General features: G+C 45.4%; 27 protein-coding genes. 1 reads left to right on the forward strand and 26 read right to left on the reverse strand.

What is annotated here, in order from left to right:
• Positions 1-105 precede the first annotated feature (105 nt).
• Genes NLX67_RS12365 through NLX67_RS12390 form a run of 6 tightly spaced genes read right to left on the reverse strand, consistent with a single transcriptional unit; the run spans position 106 to position 4,927 of the window.
• On the reverse strand, positions 106-1,080 hold the full coding sequence (locus NLX67_RS12365) for a biotin--[acetyl-CoA-carboxylase] ligase (protein WP_046180521.1): 975 nt from the start codon (positions 1,078-1,080) through the stop codon (positions 106-108).
• Complete coding sequence (locus tag NLX67_RS12370; RefSeq protein WP_256519818.1) at positions 1,065-2,258, reverse strand: CCA tRNA nucleotidyltransferase; 1,194 nt, start codon at positions 2,256-2,258, stop codon at positions 1,065-1,067. Before NLX67_RS12370 ends, NLX67_RS12365 begins: the two co-directional genes overlap by 16 nt.
• A complete protein-coding gene (bshA, locus tag NLX67_RS12375; protein ID WP_046180520.1) occupies positions 2,251-3,390 on the reverse strand; it encodes an N-acetyl-alpha-D-glucosaminyl L-malate synthase BshA in 1,140 nt (379 codons plus the stop codon). The genes NLX67_RS12370 and bshA overlap by 8 nt, the downstream gene beginning before the upstream one ends.
• A 16-nt stretch (positions 3,391-3,406) precedes the next feature.
• The gene (gene mgsA / locus NLX67_RS12380) at positions 3,407-3,784 is read right to left on the reverse strand and encodes a methylglyoxal synthase (protein ID WP_046180519.1); all 378 of its coding nucleotides are present in this window, start codon (positions 3,782-3,784) and stop codon (positions 3,407-3,409) included.
• 12 nt (positions 3,785-3,796) lie between these two features.
• A complete protein-coding gene (dapB, locus tag NLX67_RS12385; protein WP_254311949.1) occupies positions 3,797-4,594 on the reverse strand; it encodes a 4-hydroxy-tetrahydrodipicolinate reductase in 798 nt (265 codons plus the stop codon).
• Positions 4,595-4,927, reverse strand: a complete 333-nt coding sequence (locus tag NLX67_RS12390; RefSeq protein WP_254312027.1) for a nucleotide pyrophosphohydrolase — start codon at positions 4,925-4,927, stop codon at positions 4,595-4,597.
• A gap of 95 nt (positions 4,928-5,022) precedes the next feature.
• Here NLX67_RS12390 and NLX67_RS12395 point away from each other — a divergent pair, with 95 nt between their 5' ends.
• Entirely contained in the window at positions 5,023-5,895 is an 873-nt protein-coding gene (locus NLX67_RS12395) for a YitT family protein (protein WP_046180517.1), read from the forward strand.
• A 188-nt stretch (positions 5,896-6,083) separates the two neighbouring features.
• Here the strand turns inward: NLX67_RS12395 and NLX67_RS12400 are convergent, their stop codons facing one another.
• From NLX67_RS12400 to NLX67_RS12495, 20 genes are all read right to left on the reverse strand, one after another.
• Positions 6,084-6,764, reverse strand: coding sequence for a zinc metallopeptidase (locus NLX67_RS12400; RefSeq protein WP_046180516.1), 681 nt, complete (start codon positions 6,762-6,764; stop codon positions 6,084-6,086).
• 74 nt (positions 6,765-6,838) lie between these two features.
• Entirely contained in the window at positions 6,839-7,045 is a 207-nt protein-coding gene (locus NLX67_RS12405) for a sporulation protein YpjB (protein WP_046180515.1), read from the reverse strand.
• Between the two features lie 61 nt (positions 7,046-7,106).
• Positions 7,107-7,685, reverse strand: a complete 579-nt coding sequence (lhaT, locus tag NLX67_RS12410) for a lipoprotein heptaprenylglyceryl N-acetyltransferase LhaT (protein ID WP_254311950.1) — start codon at positions 7,683-7,685, stop codon at positions 7,107-7,109.
• A gap of 57 nt (positions 7,686-7,742) precedes the next feature.
• Complete coding sequence (locus NLX67_RS12415) at positions 7,743-8,510, reverse strand: menaquinol-cytochrome c reductase cytochrome b/c subunit (RefSeq protein WP_046180513.1); 768 nt, start codon at positions 8,508-8,510, stop codon at positions 7,743-7,745.
• A gap of 47 nt (positions 8,511-8,557) precedes the next feature.
• Positions 8,558-9,232, reverse strand: coding sequence for a menaquinol-cytochrome c reductase cytochrome b subunit (gene qcrB, locus NLX67_RS12420; protein WP_045851437.1), 675 nt, complete (start codon positions 9,230-9,232; stop codon positions 8,558-8,560).
• Positions 9,233-9,246: 14 nt separating this feature from the next.
• Entirely contained in the window at positions 9,247-9,750 is a 504-nt protein-coding gene (locus NLX67_RS12425; protein ID WP_046180512.1) for a Rieske (2Fe-2S) protein, read from the reverse strand.
• A gap of 153 nt (positions 9,751-9,903) precedes the next feature.
• A complete protein-coding gene (locus NLX67_RS12430) occupies positions 9,904-10,365 on the reverse strand; it encodes a YpiF family protein (RefSeq protein ID WP_046180511.1) in 462 nt (153 codons plus the stop codon).
• Between the two features lie 71 nt (positions 10,366-10,436).
• Entirely contained in the window at positions 10,437-11,000 is a 564-nt protein-coding gene (locus NLX67_RS12435; protein ID WP_046180510.1) for a ReoY family proteolytic degradation factor, read from the reverse strand.
• A gap of 230 nt (positions 11,001-11,230) precedes the next feature.
• Positions 11,231-12,499 (reverse strand): tetratricopeptide repeat protein, encoded by a 1,269-nt coding sequence (locus NLX67_RS12440; RefSeq protein ID WP_254311951.1) that lies wholly within the window; start codon positions 12,497-12,499, stop codon positions 11,231-11,233.
• 159 nt (positions 12,500-12,658) lie between these two features.
• Positions 12,659-13,936 carry a 3-phosphoshikimate 1-carboxyvinyltransferase gene (aroA, locus tag NLX67_RS12445; RefSeq protein WP_254311952.1) on the reverse strand — a complete coding sequence of 426 codons (1,278 nt, stop codon included), beginning with the start codon at positions 13,934-13,936 and terminating at the stop codon, positions 12,659-12,661.
• A gap of 16 nt (positions 13,937-13,952) precedes the next feature.
• Entirely contained in the window at positions 13,953-15,056 is a 1,104-nt protein-coding gene (locus NLX67_RS12450; protein WP_254311953.1) for a prephenate dehydrogenase, read from the reverse strand.
• 14 nt (positions 15,057-15,070) lie between these two features.
• Positions 15,071-16,168, reverse strand: a complete 1,098-nt coding sequence (gene hisC / locus NLX67_RS12455; protein ID WP_254311954.1) for a histidinol-phosphate transaminase — start codon at positions 16,166-16,168, stop codon at positions 15,071-15,073.
• A 16-nt stretch (positions 16,169-16,184) separates the two neighbouring features.
• Positions 16,185-16,556 (reverse strand): chorismate mutase, encoded by a 372-nt coding sequence (gene aroH, locus NLX67_RS12460; RefSeq protein ID WP_046180505.1) that lies wholly within the window; start codon positions 16,554-16,556, stop codon positions 16,185-16,187.
• Positions 16,550-17,644 (reverse strand): 3-dehydroquinate synthase, encoded by a 1,095-nt coding sequence (gene aroB, locus NLX67_RS12465; RefSeq protein WP_254311955.1) that lies wholly within the window; start codon positions 17,642-17,644, stop codon positions 16,550-16,552. Before aroB ends, aroH begins: the two co-directional genes overlap by 7 nt.
• Positions 17,645-17,647: 3 nt before the next feature.
• Positions 17,648-18,823, reverse strand: a complete 1,176-nt coding sequence (gene aroC, locus NLX67_RS12470; protein ID WP_254311956.1) for a chorismate synthase — start codon at positions 18,821-18,823, stop codon at positions 17,648-17,650.
• 197 nt (positions 18,824-19,020) lie between these two features.
• The gene (locus tag NLX67_RS12475; RefSeq protein WP_254311957.1) at positions 19,021-19,791 is read right to left on the reverse strand and encodes a CheR family methyltransferase; all 771 of its coding nucleotides are present in this window, start codon (positions 19,789-19,791) and stop codon (positions 19,021-19,023) included.
• 128 nt (positions 19,792-19,919) lie between these two features.
• Positions 19,920-20,366 (reverse strand): nucleoside-diphosphate kinase, encoded by a 447-nt coding sequence (ndk, locus tag NLX67_RS12480; protein WP_046180501.1) that lies wholly within the window; start codon positions 20,364-20,366, stop codon positions 19,920-19,922.
• A 94-nt stretch (positions 20,367-20,460) separates the two neighbouring features.
• Positions 20,461-21,423, reverse strand: a complete 963-nt coding sequence (hepT, locus tag NLX67_RS12485) for a heptaprenyl diphosphate synthase component II (RefSeq protein WP_254311958.1) — start codon at positions 21,421-21,423, stop codon at positions 20,461-20,463.
• A 28-nt stretch (positions 21,424-21,451) separates the two neighbouring features.
• Positions 21,452-22,153 (reverse strand): demethylmenaquinone methyltransferase, encoded by a 702-nt coding sequence (locus tag NLX67_RS12490; protein ID WP_254311959.1) that lies wholly within the window; start codon positions 22,151-22,153, stop codon positions 21,452-21,454.
• 4 nt (positions 22,154-22,157) lie between these two features.
• Complete coding sequence (locus NLX67_RS12495; RefSeq protein WP_046180498.1) at positions 22,158-22,913, reverse strand: heptaprenyl diphosphate synthase component 1; 756 nt, start codon at positions 22,911-22,913, stop codon at positions 22,158-22,160.
• Positions 22,914-22,962 lie beyond the last annotated feature (49 nt).

Here is a 22,962-nt window from a genome sequence, read left to right on the forward strand (position 1 = left end):
GCAGTGTTTGTCTTATAGAAACGCGCTATACGAGTTGAACGCGGTGCAGCTCAAGAATGATACCGCCCTGTTCAAGATTATTATAACAGGCACTCATTCATTTGACTACTGTTCGATTTCGATATCCGCTGAATAAATGTCATGAATGACACCGTTCTCATCCTGAAGCTTTAGCACGCCTTCTTCGGTAATACCGAGCGCTTTGCCCCGAATCGTGCCGCTAATCGTGCGGGCAATGAGCTGTCGTCCGATTGAAACAGCAAAGGATTCCCATTTTTCTTTTATGGTACCAAAACCGTTTTCTATATATTCCGCATAATATACTTCCATGTTTTTTAAAATGGCTTGAACGAGCTTTGCACGCGGTACTGGCTCTCCTTTTTCAATCGCCAGCGACGTCGCAATGCCAGCCAGCTCCTCAGGAAACGTTTGCTGGTTGACATTCATGCCAATGCCAATAATAATGGAGCGGATTCGATCCGAATCCGCCTGAAGCTCTGTTAAAATGCCGGTAATTTTTTTTCCGTTCAGAAGCAGATCATTCGGCCATTTAATTTCCGGATTCAGTCCAGCCGTATCACGGATCGCTTCTGCCACGGCAACTGCTGCGATAAGCGTAAATTGTGGTGCTTTAAACGGCGGTAAATCTGGTTTTAAAATAAGGCTCATCCAAATGCCGGTATATTTCGGGGAGTGCCACGGCCGTGTCATGCGGCCGCGTCCTGCTGTTTGCTCTTCCGCGATCACAAGTGTCCCTTCAACTGCTTCTTCCGCAATTTTATGTGCTTCTTTTTGCGTTGATTCAACGGTTTCTCTGAACACCACGTGTTTACCGAGACGCTCTGTTTCAAGTCCGATCAATAATTCATTTTCACTGACTTTATCGGGCTTTGATTTGATCCGGTAGCCTTTGTTGCGTACCGCTTCCAATTCAAAGCCTTCCTGCCGCAGCGATTCAATATGCTTCCATACCGCTGTCCTTGAACAGCCAATGCTGTCTGCCAGCGCCTGACCGGATACAAAATCGCCATCTGCTTTTGAAAACACTTCAAGCAGCTTATGTTTTACAGAAGATTGCATGCGCGCAGCCACCTTTCAATTTCCATTCGGTCATTTCGAATATCACCGGCGATAACCGCTCGTTCTGTTCGTTCAAGCACATCTTTAATCCACGCACCGCGTGGCTTGTCCGCCCACTCCATTAGCTCTTTTCCGGTAATCGCAAGATCGCGGCGGCTTATGATCGGAAGCAATTCAAAGCGGCTGGTCACTTCTTTTATATCCACTTCTTCACCAGACAAAACGGCTGCAGCCATTGTACTGTCAACCGCTGATTGGAGCCCCGACTGGAAGAACAGCCAATCGCTGGCGCCTTCTGACTGCAGCTGCTTTAATGTATGGATACTTCGGACAATTCGCTTGATTCTTTTTTGCGGCAGTCGCCAATCCGTTAAAAATGACTTTGCATCGTTATTTGCACATAAATACGCCGCTGTTACCCATACTTGTTCCGCTGTTAATCGTTCAAGCGACAATGCTGCTAAACGGATAAGCGCCTGCTTCCGTTCAGCTAAACCTGGCAGGAATTGATATAAAGTTGTTTCAATGAGGACAGACAAGGCACGGTGTTTGTCACGTCCCGCCAACAGTTTATCCATTTCATTCAGCTTTCGCTCAACGGCAATATGGCCAAGCAGCGGCGCATTTTCAGTCATTGCTTGTTTTGTTTCAGCATCAAGGTCAAAAGACAGCTGGCTCACAAACCGTGCTGCCCGCATCATTCGAAGCGCATCCTCTGAAAAACGCTCGACTGCACGGCCAACCGTCCGAATAATGCCCTTTTGAATATCGTCTTTCCCGTGAAATGGGTCAATCCATTCCCCGTCTTTATTCATAGCCATGGCATTCATCGTAAAATCACGCCGCTTTAAATCCTCATAAAGAGACCGGACAAATTCAACATGGTCCGGCCGCCTGAAATCACTGTATAGAGATTCGGTTCGAAACGTCGTCACTTCGAATCCGGTCCCGTTATGCAAAACAAGAACGGTGCCGTGATCGATGCCGACATCAACGGTATGCGTGAAGACGTTTTTCACTTCAGGCGGTGTGGCCGATGTAGCAATGTCCACATCATGAATGGGGCGACTTAAAAAAAGATCGCGGACCGCCCCGCCGACAAAGTACGCTTCATAACCAGCTTCTTCAAGACGTTCAATAACCGGAAGTGCCTGCTGAAAAAAAGGATGCTCAATCATGAACAGTCTCCTTTATCAGACCGTAATAGACGCTTTCGTATTGACGCACGATATCTGATGAATGAAATCGTTCTTGAACTGTTTCGATCGCCCGCTGTTTTATGCGTGTATACAACGAATCATTCGTCAGCAACTGAATAGCCGCTTCACTAATGGCGTTTATATCGCCAATCGGGCGCACAAAACCATTTTCTCCATCTTCAATGACTTCGGGAATTCCGCCAGCGTTTGTTCCGATACACGGCACTCCGCACGCCATTGCTTCAAGCGCTACAAGCCCAAAGCTTTCTTTCTCTGATAATAATAGTTTTACGTCACTAATCGCGTACAATTCTTCTACATTGTCCTGCTTGCCGAGATATAACACCCGTCCTTCCAGTCCAAGTGATTCCGCCAGCCGGCAGACGACCGTCATTTCGGGACCGTCCCCGACAAGAAGCAGCTTCGCTGGCATTTGTTCCGCGATATTGGCGAACACTTTTACTACATCTGTCACACGTTTCACCGCCCGGAAATTGGATACATGAATCACGACTTTTTCATCGTCTCTAATCCCGAATTCTTTTTTTAAATGATAAGCTGAAACCGGACGATACACCCGCTCATCGATAAAGTTGTATACTGTCTCAATATCTTTTTCCGGCGCGATCATATCCTTCGTCTGCCTAACGAGAGAATCAGACACAGCTGTTACTGCATCCGACTGTTCAATGCCAAATTTAATCGCGGGCGTGAGCGCAGAATCCGATCCGAGCACCGTAATGTCTGTTCCGTGCAGCGTCGTGACAATTTTCACATTTGACTTTGCCATTTGTTTGGCCAAAATCGCGCACACCGCATGCGGTATCGCATAATGGACGTGCAAAATATCAAGCTTTTCCCGCTGTATGATATCGGCCATCTTACTCGCCAGCGCAATATCATAAGGAGGATACTGAAAAACCGAATATTGATTGACTTCTACTTGGTGAAAAAAGATATTATGATACATCCGGTTTAACCTGAATGGAACAGCCGATGTAATAAAGTGAATCGTATGCCCTTTTTCCGCCAGCAGCTTGCCAAGTTCTGTTGCGACAACGCCTGATCCGCCTACTGTCGGATAGCATGTAATACCAATGTTTAATCCCATCTATCTCCCCTGCCGATCATTCACTCTGTTCCTCAATAATCCCATCAATTAAAACGCGCGCTGTGCCAAGATTTGTCGCAAGCGGCACAGAATATACGTCACAAAGACGAACAAGCGCCGTTACATCCGGCTCATGTGGCTGTGCAGTAAGCGGATCACGGAAGAAAAAGACAAAGTCCATTTCACCACGGGCAATCCTCGCGCCAATTTCCTGATCGCCTCCAAGCGGTCCTGATTGAAAGCGGTGAACATCCAGTCCTGTTTTTTCCATTACACGGGTTCCTGTAGTTCCCGTCGCAAAAAGCGTATGATAGCCAAAAATATCTTTATGAAGATCCACAAATTCAATCAAGTCATCTTTTTTCTTATCATGCGCAATAAGTGCAATGTTCATCGAAATCCCCCATTAATCTAAAATATTTTCAAGGCCATACACGAGCGTTTTCGTTTTCATAACGGTTTCCACACACACTTTCACACCGGACATAAAGGAAGCCCGATTATACGAATCGTGGCGGATCGTCAGCGTTTCACCATCTGCGCCGAACAACACTTGTTGATGGGCAATTAATCCAGGCAGTCTGACACTATGAATATGCATGCCACTCATTTCGGCTCCGCGCGCACCCGGAATCGTTTCTTTTTCATCAGGATGCCCTTGTTTTTTCGGTTCGCGAATGTCGTTTATCATTTGCGCCGTTTTCACAGCCGTTCCGGACGGGGCATCGAGTTTTTTATCATGATGAAGCTCGATAATTTCCACATCGCTGAAATATTTAGCCGCTATTTGTGAAAATTTCATCATTAAGACAGCACCGATTGCGAAGTTTGGTGCGATAATGCAGCCAAGCTCTTTTGATTCCGACAGCTCTTTTAATTCTAACAGCTGATTATCGGTGAAGCCAGTCGTCCCCACAACAGGACGGATGCCGTGTTCAAGCGCTGTTTTTGTATGTAAGTAACCAAATTCCGGCGTCGTCAAATCAATGAGCACGTCTGCCTGATGCTCGGAAAAACAATCTTTTACATCCGTATAAATCGGCGCCTGTGAACCGGTGAACCCGATATCTTCCAGTGTTTCTCCGCCATATTTCCGATCAAGTGCCGCCACCAGCTCGAATTCCGGAGTATCCATCACCATTTTAATGGCCTCTATTCCCATGCGGCCGCGCGGGCCCGCAATAATGACACGAATGCTGCTCATTTATTTTTCCTCCTCAATTTTCGTCCAGCGGTCTTTGTCTCTCGTCTGGAATTTATTCATCACCCGGTCGTGCGCTGTCTGCAAATCAATATCTAGTGAATTCGCTAGACAAATCGCCACGAACAGCACATCGCCGAGTTCTTCTTCGATTGTTTTTTCTTCTTCTGAAGATTTTTTCGGCTTTTCTCCGTAATAATGATTCACTTCACGGGCAAGCTCTCCTATTTCTTCCGTAAGGCGTGCCATCATGGCAAGCGGGCTAAAATAGCCTTCTTTAAACTGGCTGATGTAGTCATCTACTTCTTTTTGCATGTCACGCATTGATTTATCCATTTTTTTCACCACTTTCTTTCTCCTATATGGTACATATTATATAAGGACAGTGCAATTTTTTCTTTTCATTCGTCACTATAAAAAAGGAGAACTTTATGAAGCCAGGCATAAAAGTAAAAAACATCATCTTTATTTTAATCGGCTCAGCCATTTTTTCGTTCGGACTTGTTCATTTTAACATGCAAAACAATTTGGCTGAAGGCGGTTTCACGGGTATTACGCTCCTATTGTACAGTTTATTTGACATTGACCCGTCCTACTCCAACCTAGTTTTGAACATTCCGCTTTTCTTCATCGGATGGAAGCTGCTCGGTCGTGTGTCGTTTTACTACACATTGATTGGCACATTCAGCGTTTCGTTCTTTTTATGGATTTTCCAGCGCTGGCAGTTCCATATTCCGCTGCACGATGACTTATTTCTCGCGGCTTTGTTTGCGGGGGTATTTATCGGTGTCGGCCTCGGCATTACATTTCGTTATGGTGGTACGACAGGCGGAGTGGACATTATTGCACGGCTGATGCACAAATACCGGCAGGTGAGTATGGGAAAAACGATGTTTTTATTTGATGCAACAGTCATTATTGCATCTTTTCTTACATATATCGATTATCGGGAAGCGATGTACACACTTGTTGCCGTCTTTACTGCCGCCCGCGTGATTGATTTTATGCAGGAAGGCGCATATGCGGCACGTGGGGCGATGATTATTTCTTCGGCTCACGGGGAAATCGCCGAAGAAATTAATAAACGGATGGACCGCGGTGTGACGATTTTAAAGGGGTACGGTTCTTTTACAAAACAAGAACGTGACGTCTTATACTGCGTTGTTGGTAAAAATGAAATCGTCCGCCTGAAGAATATTATTCACGCCGTTGACCCCCATGCATTTGTATCGGTCACCGTCGTTCATGACGTATTCGGCGAAGGATTTACGCTTGATGAAAACAAACAGCCGATTGAAAAGTAAAAAAACACCGAAGAAGTCCTCCGGTGTTTTTTCAAAAGGTAAGAAAGTATATATTTTTGAACAGTGTCCAGCTCCAGGTGCCATCGGCTCGATGTCATAAGACGAGCCCTTCTCGAGGCAAAAAGCGCCTCCGCCAGTGCTCGTCTTATGCTTGTCGCCGATAGGCAGGCACCTTGCGCCTTTCTTAATTAATCTTCGCTCTGTGTCATACCTGTGTACATTAACACAAGACGGACAAGTTCCAGCACTGCAACAGCTGCGGCTGCCACATATGTCATAGCCGCTGCATTTAACACTTTGCGTGCTTCCCGTTCTTCATCATTACGGATAATCCCGGATGCAACAATTTGATCCATCGCACGGTTCGAGGCATTAAACTCAACTGGTAAGGTAATTACTTGGAACAAAACCCCCGCGGCCATTAAAACGATCCCAAGCAAAAGCATATTCGTTGCTTGGGCGAAAATACCGATCATAATGAAAATCCACGACATGTTTGAGCTAATATTGGCTACCGGCACAAGAGCATGGCGAAAGCGGAGAAACGCATAGCCGACTTTGTCTTGAATCGCGTGCCCGACCTCATGTGCCGCAACAGCGGCACCGGCAATGGAATGGTCATGAAAGTTATTTGGAGACAAGTTGACGGTTTTGGTCATCGGGTTATAATGGTCACTCAAAAAACCGTGTGACTCCACTACCTTTACGTGCTGCAAGCCGTTGTCATCTAAAATGCGGCGTGCCGCTTCTGCACCCGTAATCCCAGTTGAAACCGGTACTTTCGAGTATTTTTTATACGTGCTTTTCACCTTAAATTGCGCCCAAAGCGGCAACAGGATCAGCAGGGCAAAATAAACAATCCAGATCATGTAAATCCATCTACCTCCATTACTATTGTCGTATTTTGTCTTAATTTTATTTTATCGATTAATACCCCTATGCGTCAAAGATTACGCTCACGATCCCTTTTCTTTTGCATCCCTTTATATTTTTTTCTTCCTGTATATAAAAGCGATATTATAATTACGCTGCCTGTTAAAGCTGTTACATGAATAAGCTGTTCGTTTTTTTCCGGGTCCAGTCCTTCTGCTCCGCTAACCGGCACAAATATGAGAAGGAAACTCCATATAAACGCGATGATTTTTTCCACTCTCTATCCCCCCATCCGCTCCTTTAGTATATGCGGATGGACAGGGAGATGATGCCGCTTGTTACCAGATTAATCGTTTTGAACGGACACATACCCACCATGTGATCAAGATGGACAAGATACTAAGCCAGAAAGTAAAATAGCCGATTTCCTGAATATATAAATGAAGCTGTGAATAAACCGGGTATTGCATGTATACGTAATCAATTATTTCGTTATGAACGGTCCAAACCGATGCAATGATCAAGTGAATCGGTTTTACCCGGAAAAATGGCGCGTAAAGCAATCCCTGTACAGCCATGCCAAAGTGTGAGGCGACAAGCATCCAGCCGAGCCAAGAAAGATCTCCGGTTACCACAAGCGTCAATATGTTCATGACAACTGCCCATATGCCGTACTTAAACAACGTCATAACAGCCAATGCCTGCATCAATCCCCAATGACGGCCTACGAACAGGCCAAGCAGCGCAATCGTAAAAAACAAGCTCGCTGTCGGACTATCCGGAACGAACGGGAGAAAAATAGCATCTGTTTGCTTAAGCTGTGGCATATACCATATGTAACCGTAAATAGTTCCAAGTAAATTAATAAGAAAAAGCGCCCACATAAACGAGCGGTTCGATAAAAGAAAAGACAGCATCCCGTACCCTCCATCGAAAAAAAAGGACCGCCGAGCAAGTCGGACAGTCCTTTTTGATTATTCTGCTTCGAGTGTTGAAATGAATTCAGACAGCTTAACGAGGTCTTCGTCATTTCCTTTGTACATACCTGGCGGCATTGATCCTTTACCGTTTTTCGCGATTTCCGCGATTTCTTCCGGTGTCAGGCCTGTGCCGACAAGAGATGGTGCAGCTGCCCCGCCCGATAATGTATCACCGTGACAGTTAATACAGCCATTTTCCTGATAAATTTTGAATCCATCAGAATTCGTGTCAATGGCCGCTTCTTCGACAATTGCCCCTTGTGCTTCTTTTGCTTTCCAATCTACCGCGTCAACAGATTCCCATGTAAGGAAAATGATTGCCGCAAGAGAGAGCATCATAAAGCCGGTTGCAAATGGACGCTCAAGCGGACGGCGTTTTGGTCCGCGATCGATAAACGGCGCAAGCATAAGACCGCCAAATGCAAGACCAGGAATAATAAAACCGCCGATTACATTGTAAGGTCCTGATGCATATGTGTATTTAAGTAGTTGGTACAAAAATAAGAAATACCAGTCAGGCAAAGGCAGGTAGCCTGTATCTGTCGGATCCGCGACACGCTCAAGTGGTGATGGATGAGCAATGGTCAAGCAAAGATAACCAACAAGAAATACGGAACCAACCATCCATTCCTTCAAAAGGAAGTTTGGCCAGAAGGCTTCTGTTTTGCCTGGATATTCCGAATAATCTTTTGGAATATTTGGTTTTCGTTCAGCCGGAATACGTGAATCTCCGACGAACTTCATCCCTTTTCCACGATGCATTGCGTTCCCCTCCTTTTAATCAAACTAAAACGGGTATGGCCGTTTTTTTACAACGGACCGGAAATACCTTGCTTACGAATCATGATAAAGTGGGCGCCCATTAAGCCTAATAGCGCAGCCGGCAGGAAGAAAACATGAATCGCGAAGAAACGTGTCAATGTTTGTGCCCCGACGATATCCGGATGTCCAGCAAGCAATACTTTCAATTCGTGGCCGATCAGCGGTGTTGAAGCCGCAATCTCGATCCCTACTTTTGTCGCAAATAGTGCTTTCATGTCCCATGGAAGCAGATAGCCTGTAAAACCAAGACCGAGCATAACGAAGAAAATCAATACGCCGACAACCCAGTTTAATTCACGAGGCTTTTTGTATGCTCCTTGGAAAAACACACGAAGCGTATGTAAAAACATCATAACGATAACTAAACTCGCGCCCCAATGGTGCATGCCGCGTACAATAACGCCAAACGCTACTTCATTTTGCAAATAATAAACAGATTCCCATGCGTTTTTAATATCCGGCACATAGTACATTGTCAGGAACATTCCTGACAAGATTTGAATGACTGTGACGAAAAACGTCAAACCGCCAAAACAATAAACGAATGCCGAAAAATGATGGGCCGGGTTGACGTGCTCAGGCACTTCATGGTCCGCAATATCGCGCCACATTGGCGTAATATCGAGACGTTCATCCACCCAGTCATAAATTTTATTGAGCATGTATTACGCCCCCTTTACACGATATTGTTTGCCTTTGGCTTGCCGAGCTGCAGCAGGCCGTCTTTTTCAGTTGTTGGATACACATCAAGCGGTTTAAGCGGCGGTGTACCCGGAATGTTTTTTCCGTTTTTTTCATACAAGCCATTATGGCAAGGGCAGAAAAACTTGTCAGTATGACCGCTTCCTTCCCAGCTGACTGTACAGCCGAGATGCTTACAAACCGGTGACAATGCGACGATTTCGTCTTTGTCGTTTTTGTAAACCCAAGCTGTATTGGTTACTTCAGACGTATACCAGGCATCTGTTTGCTCGTAAGAAAAGTCGACTCGTACCGGTACATCTGTTAAATCAGCCACTTTTTGCTGTGTCGGATGGAAATCGCCGGCCGCTTCCCCTTTCAGCACCGGGTCAACAGCGAAACGAACCATCGGCATCAGCATTCCCGCAGCCATGAAACCGCCTACACCTGTGAGCGTGTAGTTTAAAAATTGACGTCTTGATACAGGTTGTTTACTCATTTTTTTCCCCCCTCTATACAATAAGCTTCGTCCGCTAGGGACCGTATATGAGCATAAACATAAACTAGGACATTACTATGATAATCGATACAGGATAACAGGTCAATAACATCCGGAATGAAAACGATTTTTTGAATGTGACGATTTTCCGAATTATCCCTCATTCTCCTGCCATTTCCCTACAATAATGTTGACAATTTGCTTCGCCTGGTTTTCGATCAGCGAATACTTAACTCCATCTTCCATATCTCCAAGCGGCACAGAGGGAATCCAGATCACCGCCGCCTCTAAATCTTTATCCATATCTCGCCACACACGATCTGCTGTAAAAAAGAAAACATGGGTAAACCCGGAAGACCGGAGCTTCTCCGCCCACTGTTTAGCCCCTTCCATTTTCAATTCTGCGTCCGGCAAATAGGCATGCGGCGGTGTCACAAGCACTCTTCCTTTAAATTGACGTTCGAGAAATGCAACCAGCAGCCCAATAAACTCATGCTGTTCCGCTGACCGAATCATGTCCGCACCAAAATCAGCCGGGACAAGCGGTACAATGGCGGTGTCAATGTAGCCTTTTTGCTGCTGAAATAAAGCAGCATCTTTTCCGTTCCAATTCATCTTATCACCCCACTTTATCATACATTCGTTCTATTCTTCTTGCAAACACAAGGGCGAAAAAAAGCGCCTGATCATTGATCAGACGCACTTATATATTCCAATAATTCGTTTAATCGTTCTGTCAGGCGGAGAAACGTTTCTTTGTCCCCCTGATCCAATGCAGCATCAATTTGCTCATTCAGCCGGTCACGCTGAAATTCGTATACACTCCATTTCAAAAACTGCTCTGCCAGTTCTTTTTCTTTTTCCGTCAGCCGTGTCCGTTTTGGCATAAATGGATTTTCCACCCGTACGGCCGCATACTGGTGAGACAGCTGGGCGCCTTTAAATTTCAGCTCGATGAAAATGTCTTCATCTTTATTTAAACGTATGTCATGAAAAGATTTTTCCGCATCTGTAGTCATAATGTTATCTTTAAAAAATCGAAACGGTGCACTGTCTACACAATGGGACGACATGATCATGCCACGCGGGCAATACTGAGCATCATCAACAAAATGCACATGTTCCATAAGCTGATCATGACTCATTAAATAATTTAAAATCCAGACAGATTCTCTGCGCTTCAGCTGATAATGATTTAAAAACCAGCGGATAAAGTCCTTTTTCTCATGAACGGAAACCGGGGCGGCCATCATCATCACTCCTCTGTCTATTTTTAAAAGATAAGAAAGTATATTTTTTCGGACGCCGTCCAGCTTCAGGCACCATCGAGGCCCACATGATGCGGGTCACAAAAGCGTTGCAGCAGAAAGCTGCATTCTTAGCTTTTGTTCCATAAGCCAAGCCCTTCTGGAGGCAAAAAGCGCCTCCACCAGTGCTCGTCTTATGCTTGTCGCCGATAATTGGGCGCCTTGCGCTTTTATTAGTATACATCCATTTTCAAACGTTCAACAAGTTCTGCCCACTCATCATTCAGCGGCTCTTCTCTCATCAGTTTTTCAAACAGAGACAGCGCCTGCCCGCGATTGCCTTCTTCTAACAAAAAGTAGCCATATTCCGCCAGAAATTCAGTATTTTCATTTAAAACCGGATAAATGTATTCATATAGCTCAGCCGCTTCTTTAAATTCCTCCAGCCGTTTCGCAGCCCGAGCGGCATCCCATAGCATGAGAGGCTCAGCACTGCCCGATTCACGGAATATAGAAGCAACTTCAAGAACACCTGCATACTCTTCTTTTTTCATGAGCAGCGCATTCAGCGCAAGCGCCGCCTCTGTATATTCCGGATCAAGTGCAAGTGACTGACGCAGATGCGATTCCCCTTCTTCTTCAAGGCCCGTTTTCAGCGCAAGCTTTCCAGCCAGTAAATACAGTTCTTTTTGATACGTATCCCGTGCGATGCCGGACCTGGCCGCTTCCAGTGCGGCATCGAGTTCTTCTTCCATTTCATATGCGCGTGCCAGATGTAAATAAATCGAATGATAATCCGGATCGAGTTCCGCTGCTTCCGTCAATTTAATAGCCGCTGTTTTGTACTGACCGGCCTGAAACGCGGTAAACCCATACATAAACAATGTGTCGATATTCCTTTTATCATCAAGCGCCCGTTCAAAATGCGAAAGACTTTCTTCAAATGCCCCTCCTGCACTATATGCTTCTGCAAGCCGCTTCTGAATGGAAATGCCCGCAATATCCTGCATACCCGCTTCTTCAAGTTCTTTATATTGACGGACCGCTTCTAAAAACTTGCCTTCTTCTAAATACAGTTCACCGAGTGCGAACTTAATGATTGGCTCGCCCGGTTCTGCCTGCTGTGCCTGCAAAAGCTTTTGCTCACTTACTTCATACAGCCCTTGCATTTGGTACAAATCCGCCAACACGAGTAGTGATCTTGCATAAAACGGATCAGTATCGTCAATTTCATCCAAAATGAGCATTGCCTCTTCTTCACGGTCGAGTTCGACTAATGTCTCAGCTAAAAGGAGCGACAACTCGCCTTCTCCTGGAAAAGAGTGCAGCAGCTGTTCAAACAGCTGCCGTGCTTCATCTAAAAAGCCAAGCTGGAGCAATTGCTCGCCCAGCATAAATTGTTCTTCTGCATCACTAGAGGCGAGCACCTTTTCGTATAGGGCAGATGCCGACGCCATATCTCCCTTTTCCAAGTGTGCGATCATATTTTCCGCATTGTTCATCTTTACCGCCTCTTCCTTCTCCGTCTTCTTTACTTGATTTCTTATTTTAATCAAAGATGGTCAATCCGGCAACTTTTTCGCTTGTACTTCATGTATTCTACTTCGCCTTCTATTTTCCTTCTTAAAAAAATAGAAAAAACGCCCTCAGAAAGAGGACGCTCAATTAACCAGCTGATTTAAATGATCAAAAAATTCCGGGTACGAAACCGCGATTGCTTCATGGTCGTGAAGCGCCACATCACCTTCCGTGATGAGGGACGCAATCGCCATGACCATACCGATCCGATGATCACCGTGTGACGAAACCACTCCACCATGGAGCTTTGATTTGCCGCGGATAATCATTCCGTCATTGGTCGCTTCGATGTCGGCACCAAGCTTTTTCAATTCATCTACAACCGTGTCGATCCGGTTCGTTTCTTTTACTTTTAATTCTTCCGCATCACGAATGATCGTGTCTCCTTCCGCCTGCGTGGCAAGCAGTGCGATAACAGGAATTTCATCAATAAGCCGCGGAATAATCGCTCCGCTGATTTCAGTTCCTTTTAAATGGGACGTTTTCACCGTAATCGTTCCAATTTCTTCGCCAGCTGTCGTCGTTTTTTCAACAGTCATATCGGCTCCCATTTGCTTAAACACATCAATGATGCCGGTCCGTGTTTTATTTAAGCCTGTATTTTCGAGAACGACTTCACTATTTGGTGTGATGGCTGCCGCCACCATAAAAAAGGCTGCCGATGAAATATCACCTGGCACATAAACGTCGGTTCCTTTAAACGTCTGGCCGCCCTGGATAATAATCCGGTCACCCTCGCGGCGAATCTTTCCGCCAAACTGCTCAATCATTTTTTCGGTATGATCACGTGTTGCTTCCGGTTCAATGATGACCGATTCTCCGTCCGCCTGCAGTGCTGCAAACATAACCGCTGATTTGACCTGTGCGCTGGCAACCGGCAATTTGTACTCTGTTGTATTCAATTTTTTACCACGAATCGACAGCGGCGTGAAGCGGCCATTGTCGCGTCCGGCGATGTCGGCTCCCATCGATGCCAGTGGAACCGTTACCCGGTCCATTGGACGCTTGCCGATTGATTCATCCCCGATCATAACCGAATGAAACGGACGGCCAGCCAAAATGCCAAGCATTAGGCGTGTCGTCGTACCAGAATTACCGGTGTCTAAAATAGCAGATGGCTCTTTTAATCCACCCCAGCCTTTTCCATTAACGACAATTTCTTCTTCTGTTTCATCGATTCGCACCCCTAGTTTGCGAAAACAGTCAATGGTGCTTAAACAATCTTCTCCTTTTAAAAAGTGCCGGATCGTTGTTTTGCCTTCTGCCAGCGCTCCAAACATAATGGAACGATGTGAAATGGACTTATCACCCGGTACTTCTATGCTTCCGCCAAGAGACGGCTTGTTAAACGTCAGTTTCATGTTTTCATACCCTCTCTTATGCTAAAAATAAGTCATACGTCGTTTTTTGCTCGATGCACTGCTTGGCGCGAAGACGATCTTTTTCGCTTTGAAAGCTAATGACAAGTACACCGAATACGTCGTCACGTGTTTCAACAATTCGAATATTTGTAATACTGATCCGTTCATCCGCCAAATAACCGGTCAATTCGGAAATAACACCTGGATAATCCGGAACATCTACATACATTTCATAAAAAGCGGGAATCGCGCCTTTTGATGCGGCTGGAAGCCCGTCACGGAATATTTTTGCATCGTTGAAATAATGGTAAAGCTTGTCTTCATCTTCTGTTTCCAAAATGGACAGTACACCATTCATTTCATCACGCCAGTCGGCGAGCAGGGTCAGCAGCATTTCTTTATTATGAAGCGAAATGTCTTTCCACATTTCCGGATTGGATGAAGCGATGCGGGTAATATCCCGAAAACCACCGGCTGCCAGCCGCTCGATCAACGGGTTTTCTTCATTAAATTTCCGGGCTTGGTGAACGAGGGACGCGGCAATAATATGAGGGAAATGACTGATCACACCCGTCATTTCATCATGCTCTTCTGCCGTTACTTCCAATATCTTTGCCCGTGTTCCGTCCAGCCATTTTTTCAAGATGGCGACATGCTTTTCTTCTGCCGCTCCCCCGGGCGTCAGCAAATAAAAGGCATTTTCAAACAGGAGCTCTTTTGAAGCAGCCACTCCGCTTTTATGAGAACCCGCCATCGGATGGCCGCCAATAAATGCGACTCCTTTATTGCTTAAAAGAGAAGCACGGTTCATGATACGGCTTTTCGTGCTCCCCGTATCCGTAATCAAAACGCCTTCTTTTAAATGGAGACCGGCAAGTGTTTCAATCATTTGCTCTGTTTTTAATACCGGCACTGCTAAAATGATTAAATCCGCTTTTTTTGCGCCATCTTCAAACGAAACGGCTTTTTCATCAATAATGTTCAATGCTTCAGCAAGGCCCAGTTCGGATTCACGTAGATCGAATCCGACTATATGTGCCTGTGAATGGGCTTTTTTTATCGCTTTTGCAAGAGATCCGCCGATTAAGCCGAGACCGGCAATAAAGACATTTCCTCTCATAGGCGAATCACCTTCTATCTTTTTACAGTTTCAGCCAAAAAGCTTTTCATGGCGTTCATGACGCCCTCGTTTTGTTCTTTTGAGCCAACCGTGACGCGGACAGTACCTGGAATGCCAAGCGCGGCGCCCGAACGGACGATATATCCTTTTGACATTAAGTATTCAAACAATTCGTTGCTGTCACAGTTAAAATCGATCAATATAAAATTCGCTTCAGATGCATAGTAACCGAGGCCATTTTCACGGCAAAATGCGTAAAACTGTTCCAGCCCTTCTTTGTTTGCTGTACGGCATCCATCAATAAATGACTGATCAGAAAGAGCTGACACCGCTGCTTTTTGTGCCAGTGAATTGACGTTAAAGGGTTCACGAACGGGATCAAGCTGCGCGATCAGGGATTCATTTGCAAACCCGTAGCCGACACGAAAAGCAGCTAATCCGTACACTTTTGAAAATGTACGAAGAACGATCACATTTTTGTATTCTTTTATGATCTCAAGCGCATTGTAGTAGTCATCTGCTGTCACATATTCATAATACGCTTCATCGAGAACAACAAATACATCTTCCGGCACGCGGTCAAGGAAGCCGCGCAGCTGCACATCTGTAATATAAACGCCAGTTGGGTTGTTCGGACTGCACAGCCAGACAATCGCCGTATTTTCATCGATCGCTTCAGCCATTTTGTCCAAATCGTGTGCACCATTTATCAGCTCTACTTCGCGCACTTCCGCCCCTTCCACAACCGCATTGTGGCGGTATTGCGGAAATGAAGGTGTTGGCATCACTGTGTTTTTCCCCGGTTCAAGCATTGCCCGTGAAATCATCATGATGATTTCATCCGACCCATTGCCAAAGATGAGCTGTTTTTCGTCCAGCTGTAAAAAAGAAGCCAACTCTGTCCGAAGACTTGTTGTGTAGCCATCCGGATAAATGGCAAAAGAATCTGCATACGAACGGATGCATTCTTTTACTTTTTCAGATGCACCGAACGGATTTTCATTGGAAGCAAGCTTAACCACTTCGTTTAAGCCATACGCTTTTTTTACTTCATCGGTTGTCCGCCCTGGCTGATAGGCTTTTAATGTTAATATTTGTTCTTTCCACTTCATCCTTTTCATGCTCCTCTCAATTTGCCGATTGCTGCAAGTCCGGGCGCAAGACGACTGCCCCTTCTAAATAAACGTGCTGAATCTCTTTTTGTGCGGTTTCTGTATTGACGTGCATCATAATACGGATGCATCGCTCTAAGCCGCCTTTAATTGCCAGCTCCTGCATACACATAACTGGAACGTATTCCCAGCCTGCCTGCTCGCGGAGCGCTTTCGCGGGAAACATCGCGTCCAAGTCATTGGTTGCGGATAAAAATGCTGAGCAGACGGTTTCCGGCTCAATGTTATTTTGCTTAATCATTTCTGCGATTAATCGTTCTGTTGCTTCCACCATTAAAACACCGTCATTTGCTGGTACGGTAATTGCACCGCGGATTCCTCTTACCACTGGCTGACCTCCCTTCTGAAATGTTCATCGATCTTTTGCAATTCTTCTTTTGTCATATCAGTGATATACGGCTCGCCCACTTTATTTAATAGAACAAAACGAACCGTTCCGCCATATGCTTTTTTATCCCGAGTCATAACCGCATACATGTCGTCGAATGAAAAAGCTGTCCCAGCTTCAACATGGTAGTCTGCTTTTTTCAGCCATTCCGTAAATGAACGGATGTCGAATGAAAGGTTGTTTTTGAATTCTGATGCATACAACGCAAAAATCATCCCGCATGCAACAGCTTCACCGTGTGCAGTTTTACCGTAGCCCGATAGTGCTTCCACCGCATGGCCATACGTGTGGCCAAAATTTAAAAACGCCCGGACGCCGGTTTCTTTTTCATCTTCTTTGACAATTGCACTTTTAATTTCAATGCCTCTTTGCAGACAATGCTCTAAAAAAGATCCTTTTATATCGCCCACATTCTTAATCGTCTGCTGAATGTCTTCAAGCAGCTTTGAATCCGCAATAAGGGCATGCTTGATCACTTCCGCAAAGCCGCTTCTCGTTTCTTTTTCAGTGAGTGACTTCAAAAAGGCCGTATCATAAATGACCGCTTCTGGCTGGTGAAAAGCGCCAATCATATTTTTGCCCAGAGGATGATTAATCGCCGTTTTGCCGCCGACCGCACTGTCATGTGCCAAAATGGTCGTCGGTACTTGAATAAACGGAATGCCTCGCATATAGCTGGCCGCACAAAAACCAGCCAAATCCCCGCACGCCCCGCCGCCAAACGCCACAACAAGCGAATGACGGTCCAGCGCCGCTTCCAGCATAGCGGTTAAACATTGTTCAAACACAGGAAAAGACTTGGCGGATTCACCCGCCGGTACAAAGTGCCAGTCCGTTTGCAGCGAATCCGGTAATTCATTCCGAAGCGTGCTGCCGTGGATCGCATACACCGCTTCATCGGCGATCACAAACAAACGGGTTGGTTTTTTTTTCATTTGAAGGATGAAGCGGCCAATTTCCTGCACCGCTCCTTTGCCAATGATAACAGGGTACGTTTTATGTGCTGTTTCAACCGTGACGCGGTTCATTGATCAAAACTCCTTTGCGTACGATGTATGTTCCTCTACCTGGCGGATTAAGTGATCCATCCGGTCGCCATTGAACTGTTCAAGAAGGGCATTTGCCAGTTCCCAGGCAACGGCTGCTTCCGCTACGACGGCTGCTGCTGGAACCGCACAGGCGTCTGATCGTTCAATACTTGCTGAAAACGTTTCTTTCGTATCAATATCAACGCTTTCAAGTGGTTTATATAGTGTCGGAATCGGCTTCATGACACCACGGACGACAATTGGCATGCCGTTTGTCATTCCGCCTTCAAAGCCGCCCAGGCGATTTGTTTTCCGGTAAAAGCCACGTTGTTCGTTCCAGGCAATTTCGTCGTGCACTTCACTGCCGAATTTGCGTGCCGCTTCAAAACCAATGCCGATTTCAACCCCTTTAAATGCGTTGATGCTGACAATAGCCGCAGCTACTTTCGCATCCAGCTTGCGATCATAATGAACGTAGCTGCCGACCCCGATCGGCATGCCTTCCGCGATTACTTCTACAACCCCGCCGATTGAATCACCGTTTTTCTTCGCATTGTCAATTGCTTCAATCATTTTCGCGCTTGCTTCTTCATCTAAACAGCGGACGGATGACGCTTCACTGCGCTCCTGTAACTCTTTAATTGTCTCAAATTGAATATTTTCCGCGCGGATCCCGCCGATTTCAATAACGTGTGACGCAATTTCTACCCCAAGCAGCTTTAACAGTTTTTTCGCCGCAGCACCAGCTGCTACACGAACCGTCGTTTCACGGGCGGAAGAGCGCTCCAGCACATTGCGCATATCACGGTGTCCATATTTGATGCCGCCGTTTAAATCCGCATGACCAGGACGCGGACGCGTGATTTTTCGTTTTATTTCCTCCGCTGCTTCTTCACTGTCAAGCGGTTCGATGCCCATAATTTTCGTCCAGTGTTTCCAGTCATCATTTTCAACAACAAGTGTCACAGGTGAGCCAAGGGTGTGGCCATGACGCACACCGGACTTGATCGCTACTAAATCTTTTTCAATTTGCATGCGGCGGCCGCGGCCATGCCCTTTTTGGCGACGCAATAGATCGGTATTTACATCTTCTGCTAAAAGCTCCATTCCGGCCGGAAGCCCTTCAATAATTGCCGTCAATTGCGGCCCATGTGATTCTCCTGCTGTTAAATATCTCATTTTCCTGCTCCCTTCAGTACGTTAAAGCGGTTATGTACTACTATATCATATTTTAAGTTGATTGGAACAGCCGAAACGGCTGTTTTTGAGAATTTTATCACAATTCCGTGTTTCGTGGTGACAATTTCTATAGATCAAAGGCTAAAGCACCGCCTTTATGACCCACATCCTGCGGGCCCAAGCCGAACGCACCGGCTTTACACTTTTTTATAAAAAAACGTATCTTCCACTTCAAATCCGTACCGTTCCGGGTTAAAAATTTGTTCCGTGCTTCCGACAAATAAAACGCCACCGGAGCGAAGTGCTGCATTGAATTTTTGATAGAGCTCATCTTTCGCTTCTTCCGTAAAATAAATCATTACGTTCCGGCAGACAATTAAATCATAGCCACTTTCAAATCGGTCGGATAACAAGTTTTGTCTTTTAAAGGAGACAGTCCGCTTCACTTCTTCTGACGTCTTAAAAAAGGCGCCTTCTTTTTGAAAATGCTTTTTTTTTATCTCTTCCGGCACTTCAGCGAGCGACCGTTCCGGATAAAGTCCTAATTTTGCTTTTTGAATGACATTTAAGTCAAGATCCGTTGCTTGTATGGACACAGATGAAAGCGGCATGTGCGCGGACAAAACCATTGCAAGCGTATATGGCTCTTCTCCTGTTGAACAAGCCGCACTCCACACTTTCAGCCGTTTATTTTCTTTTAGCAGCCGTGGCAGAATTTTTTTCTCCAGCACGTCCCACCGTTTGCTATTACGATAAAACTCTGACACATTAATCGTCATCCGATCTAAAAATTCATTCATCATTTCCTTATTTGAACTTAATGCATCAAAAAACGTTGAAAATGATGCGTAGCCTTTTTTTTCATACAAAGAAGTTAATCTTCTTTTCATTTGCGCTTCTTTGTACAATGCAAGGTCGATGCCCGTTTTTCGTTTTATAGCTCCGACAAATTGTTCATAATCCCCCACTGCACTCACCCTTCCTGCCAACACGTTTATCTTTTTCTTTTATTATAGCTGATCTGTGAAAAAGGAATAGTTATATTTTCACAAAAAAAAGAGTTTTCAGCCTCACCGGCTGAAAACTCTTTTAATTATTAGTATAACCATTCAGATCCTGATTTAGTATAGTCTGTCAGCTCGTCTTCTTTAAAGAAAATGCCAATTTCACGTTCTGCGCTTTCTGGAGAATCGGAACCGTGAATGACATTTTTGCCCACATTCACTGCATAATCACCGCGAATCGTTGCCGGAGCCGCATCTTTCGGATTAGTAGAACCCATCATTTGGCGAGCTGTCGCAATGACATTTTCCCCTTCCCACACCATTGCAAATACTGGTCCAGACGTAATGAAATCAACAAGATCGCCAAAAAAAGGACGTTCTTTATGCTCACCATAATGAAGTTCTGCTGTTTCGCGTGATACGTGCATAAGCTTGGCACCGACGAGACGGAATCCTTTTTTCTCAAATCGGGACGTAATTTCCCCAATCAAGCCGCGTTGTACGCCATCGGGTTTTACCATTAAGTATGTTTTTTCCATCGTTCACCACTCCTGTATTATGTATACCGCTTACATGCGGACATGATGAATCGTAACACTTCCATTGTAAACTTACAACGCTTTCATAAAAAAATTAATATTTTCTTTTGCCGATAAAGTACGCAATGTCCCGGAGTGAATTGCGATGTCGTCCCGACGGCAATTCATTTAATATAGCCAGTGCACGGTCTAAATACCGCCTGCTTAATACGTGTGATTGTTCGATGGCATCACTGCTTTTCAAGCGGTCAATAATGTCATTGATTTCTTCACGGCTTGAGTGCGCATGCACCGATGAAATATGTTGGCGTATCTCCTCATCTTCCATAGCGTATAAAACAGGCAATGTAATATTTCCTTGGAGAAGATCGCCGCCTGCCGGCTTGCCAAGCTCTTTTTCACTCGCCGTAAAATCAAGAATGTCATCTGTAATTTGAAAAGACATTCCAACGTTGTAGCCAAAATCGTACAATTTCCGGTGAATAGAAGCAGGTGCTCCTGACGCAATGGCACCAAGCTGGCAACTGGCCGCAATTAAAATGGCCGTTTTCCGTTTAATCCGGCGCAAATAATCGCGCAAATGCTGATCGTACCTGTATTTATCTTGTATTTGAACAATCTCTCCGATGCACAGCTCAGTCATCGTATTCGACAAGATCCGGTGGGCTTCCACGTCATCAATTTGCGTCATGCAGTCAAGTGCGGCTGCAAAAATATAATCACCGGTATACATGGCGATCCGGTTGTCCCACTCCGCTTTGACAGTATGCTGCCCTCGGCGGATGACCGCATCATCAATGACATCATCATGGACGAGTGAGGCCATATGGATCAGTTCAAGTGACGCGGCCGCATACTTCACACGATGAATATCATAATCGCCAAACTTTGCGCCGAGCAAAAGCATTACCGGGCGAATGCGTTTTCCGCCAGCTTGAAGAAGATGCACAGAAGCCTCTTCCAAAATCGTTGACGATGACCCGACCGCACGTTCGAGTTCTTGTTCAATCAAATCAATATCTGCTTTTAACCGCGTATAAATCAGTTTTATATTCATTTCTTTTCACCCGGCTCTTGGTCTAGTATTATTTGTTTCCGTAATGGGTTGCGGCCACTCCGCCTGTATGAGCTTTAAAACGCACATTTTCAAAACCAGCCTGTTGAAACATGCGGGCAAGCTCCTTCATGTCTGGAAAATGGCGCGCTGATTCCTGCAGCCACGAATACTCCTCATAGCTTTTGGCAAAAAGACGCCCAATCGCCGGCATAATGTAGCGGAAGTACAGCGTATACCCTTCTTTAAACACAGGCATTTGCGGCTGGCTTGTCTCTAAACAAACAGCCATTCCTTCTGATTTCAGTACACGGCGCATTTCTTTCAGCACCTGCATATAATCCGGTACATTGCGAAGTCCGAAGCCAATTGTTACATAATCAAATGTATTGTCTTCAAACGGAAGCTCCATTGCATTGCCATGAATCAATTCTATTTGCTCAAGCCCGGCAGCTTTTATTTTTTGTTGACCGATAGCAAGCATATTTTGGCTGAAATCAAGCCCTTTTACTACTCCTTCAGGTCCAGCCGCTTCCGCGAGCGCCATCGTCCAATCCGCTGTTCCACAGCAGACGTCAAGTGCTTTGGCTCCTTTTGGCACTTTCATCATTTTCATCGTTTCATTCCGCCAGCGCTTATGCTGCTGAAAGCTGATGACCGAATTCATTTTATCGTAGTTGCCATAAATTTTTTCAAAGACACTGTGTACTTTTTCTTCTTTTGATTGCTCCATCTGGTCACCCTTCTTCCACAAGTCGCAGCGGCGTGCTGAAAAGGCGGTCCCGTTCCACCTGAATCACAGCCGCGCTGTATGAATCTATATTTTTGATGCACTCGTTTATGTTTAAGCGTATCTGCTCAAGCTGCTGCTCAATTGCTCCAATCACGTGCTGTTCATTTCCAAGCACATGTTCAAGTGCATGAAAAACAATAAAAGGCTGTTCTTTTTCTCGAAAAAGCCGGTCTGCTGCTAAAAGCTGCCGAGCGGCATGGCCCACTGCCTCATCTGCTTCGTTCTTAGCGTATACCGAACCGATAATATCTCCTTCAATTGTTTGAACTGCTCGAAAAATCGCTTCTTCTGATTCGAGCTTATGCCGGTGAAGAGACGTTTTCGCTTCATTTACTTTTTTCACAGCACCCGCAAGAATGCCTACCCAATGGATACAGCCCGCTTCTGCAAGTGTTCGATAGTACATGCCGCTAAAATAATCTCCTGCTAGGACGATGAGCTGGTTTTTTTGCGTCATTTCTTCCGTCACAGACGGAATCATATCATGCGTATCAAGAGCCAGCTGAATAAGAACGGCTGCTGTAATTTGTTTTTGTACATTTGCGTTTTTTCTATCCTCATCCGTAAAGGCCAGCATTAAAGCAGCTACCCGAAGTGGGTTAATGGACGGCACACCAATGATTTTGTTTAAAAATGGCTGTCTGCACGCCCGGTCGATCTCTTCAAGTAGTGCTTTCTGCTCTTTCTGCCACTCCCTCATTGTGAAAACCCCTCACTCACGAATCATTTCAATAATTTTGTTCCGTTCC

It is taken from the genome of Domibacillus sp. A3M-37 (assembly GCF_024213455.1).
Taxonomy (GTDB): domain Bacteria; phylum Bacillota; class Bacilli; order Bacillales; family Domibacillaceae; genus Domibacillus; species Domibacillus tundrae.

Excerpts from the sequence above, each read along its gene's own strand:
- NLX67_RS12365 (WP_046180521.1), bottom strand. The coding sequence starts at position 1,080 with ATGCAATCTTCTGTAAAACATAAGCTGCTTGAAGTGTTTTCAAAAGCA.
- NLX67_RS12370 (WP_256519818.1), bottom strand. The coding sequence starts at position 2,258 with ATGATTGAGCATCCTTTTTTTCAGCAGGCACTTCCGGTTATTGAACGT.
- bshA (WP_046180520.1), bottom strand. The coding sequence starts at position 3,390 with ATGGGATTAAACATTGGTATTACATGCTATCCGACAGTAGGCGGATCA.
- mgsA (WP_046180519.1), bottom strand. The coding sequence starts at position 3,784 with ATGAACATTGCACTTATTGCGCATGATAAGAAAAAAGATGACTTGATT.
- dapB (WP_254311949.1), bottom strand. The coding sequence starts at position 4,594 with ATGAGCAGCATTCGTGTCATTATTGCGGGCCCGCGCGGCCGCATGGGA.
- NLX67_RS12390 (WP_254312027.1), bottom strand. The coding sequence starts at position 4,927 with ATGGATAAATCAATGCGTGACATGCAAAAAGAAGTAGATGACTACATC.
- NLX67_RS12395 (WP_046180517.1), top strand. The coding sequence starts at position 5,023 with ATGAAGCCAGGCATAAAAGTAAAAAACATCATCTTTATTTTAATCGGC.
- NLX67_RS12400 (WP_046180516.1), bottom strand. The coding sequence starts at position 6,764 with ATGATCTGGATTGTTTATTTTGCCCTGCTGATCCTGTTGCCGCTTTGG.
- lhaT (WP_254311950.1), bottom strand. The coding sequence starts at position 7,685 with ATGCTGTCTTTTCTTTTATCGAACCGCTCGTTTATGTGGGCGCTTTTT.
- NLX67_RS12415 (WP_046180513.1), bottom strand. The coding sequence starts at position 8,510 with ATGCATCGTGGAAAAGGGATGAAGTTCGTCGGAGATTCACGTATTCCG.
- qcrB (WP_045851437.1), bottom strand. The coding sequence starts at position 9,232 with ATGCTCAATAAAATTTATGACTGGGTGGATGAACGTCTCGATATTACG.
- NLX67_RS12425 (WP_046180512.1), bottom strand. The coding sequence starts at position 9,750 with ATGAGTAAACAACCTGTATCAAGACGTCAATTTTTAAACTACACGCTC.
- NLX67_RS12430 (WP_046180511.1), bottom strand. The coding sequence starts at position 10,365 with ATGAATTGGAACGGAAAAGATGCTGCTTTATTTCAGCAGCAAAAAGGC.
- NLX67_RS12435 (WP_046180510.1), bottom strand. The coding sequence starts at position 11,000 with ATGGCCGCCCCGGTTTCCGTTCATGAGAAAAAGGACTTTATCCGCTGG.
- NLX67_RS12440 (WP_254311951.1), bottom strand. The coding sequence starts at position 12,499 with ATGAACAATGCGGAAAATATGATCGCACACTTGGAAAAGGGAGATATG.
- aroA (WP_254311952.1), bottom strand. The coding sequence starts at position 13,936 with ATGAAACTGACGTTTAACAAGCCGTCTCTTGGCGGAAGCATAGAAGTA.
- NLX67_RS12450 (WP_254311953.1), bottom strand. The coding sequence starts at position 15,056 with ATGAGAGGAAATGTCTTTATTGCCGGTCTCGGCTTAATCGGCGGATCT.
- hisC (WP_254311954.1), bottom strand. The coding sequence starts at position 16,168 with ATGAAGTGGAAAGAACAAATATTAACATTAAAAGCCTATCAGCCAGGG.
- aroB (WP_254311955.1), bottom strand. The coding sequence starts at position 17,644 with ATGAACCGCGTCACGGTTGAAACAGCACATAAAACGTACCCTGTTATC.
- aroC (WP_254311956.1), bottom strand. The coding sequence starts at position 18,823 with ATGAGATATTTAACAGCAGGAGAATCACATGGGCCGCAATTGACGGCA.
- ndk (WP_046180501.1), bottom strand. The coding sequence starts at position 20,366 with ATGGAAAAAACATACTTAATGGTAAAACCCGATGGCGTACAACGCGGC.
- hepT (WP_254311958.1), bottom strand. The coding sequence starts at position 21,423 with ATGAATATAAAACTGATTTATACGCGGTTAAAAGCAGATATTGATTTG.
- NLX67_RS12490 (WP_254311959.1), bottom strand. The coding sequence starts at position 22,153 with ATGGAGCAATCAAAAGAAGAAAAAGTACACAGTGTCTTTGAAAAAATT.
- NLX67_RS12495 (WP_046180498.1), bottom strand. The coding sequence starts at position 22,913 with ATGAGGGAGTGGCAGAAAGAGCAGAAAGCACTACTTGAAGAGATCGAC.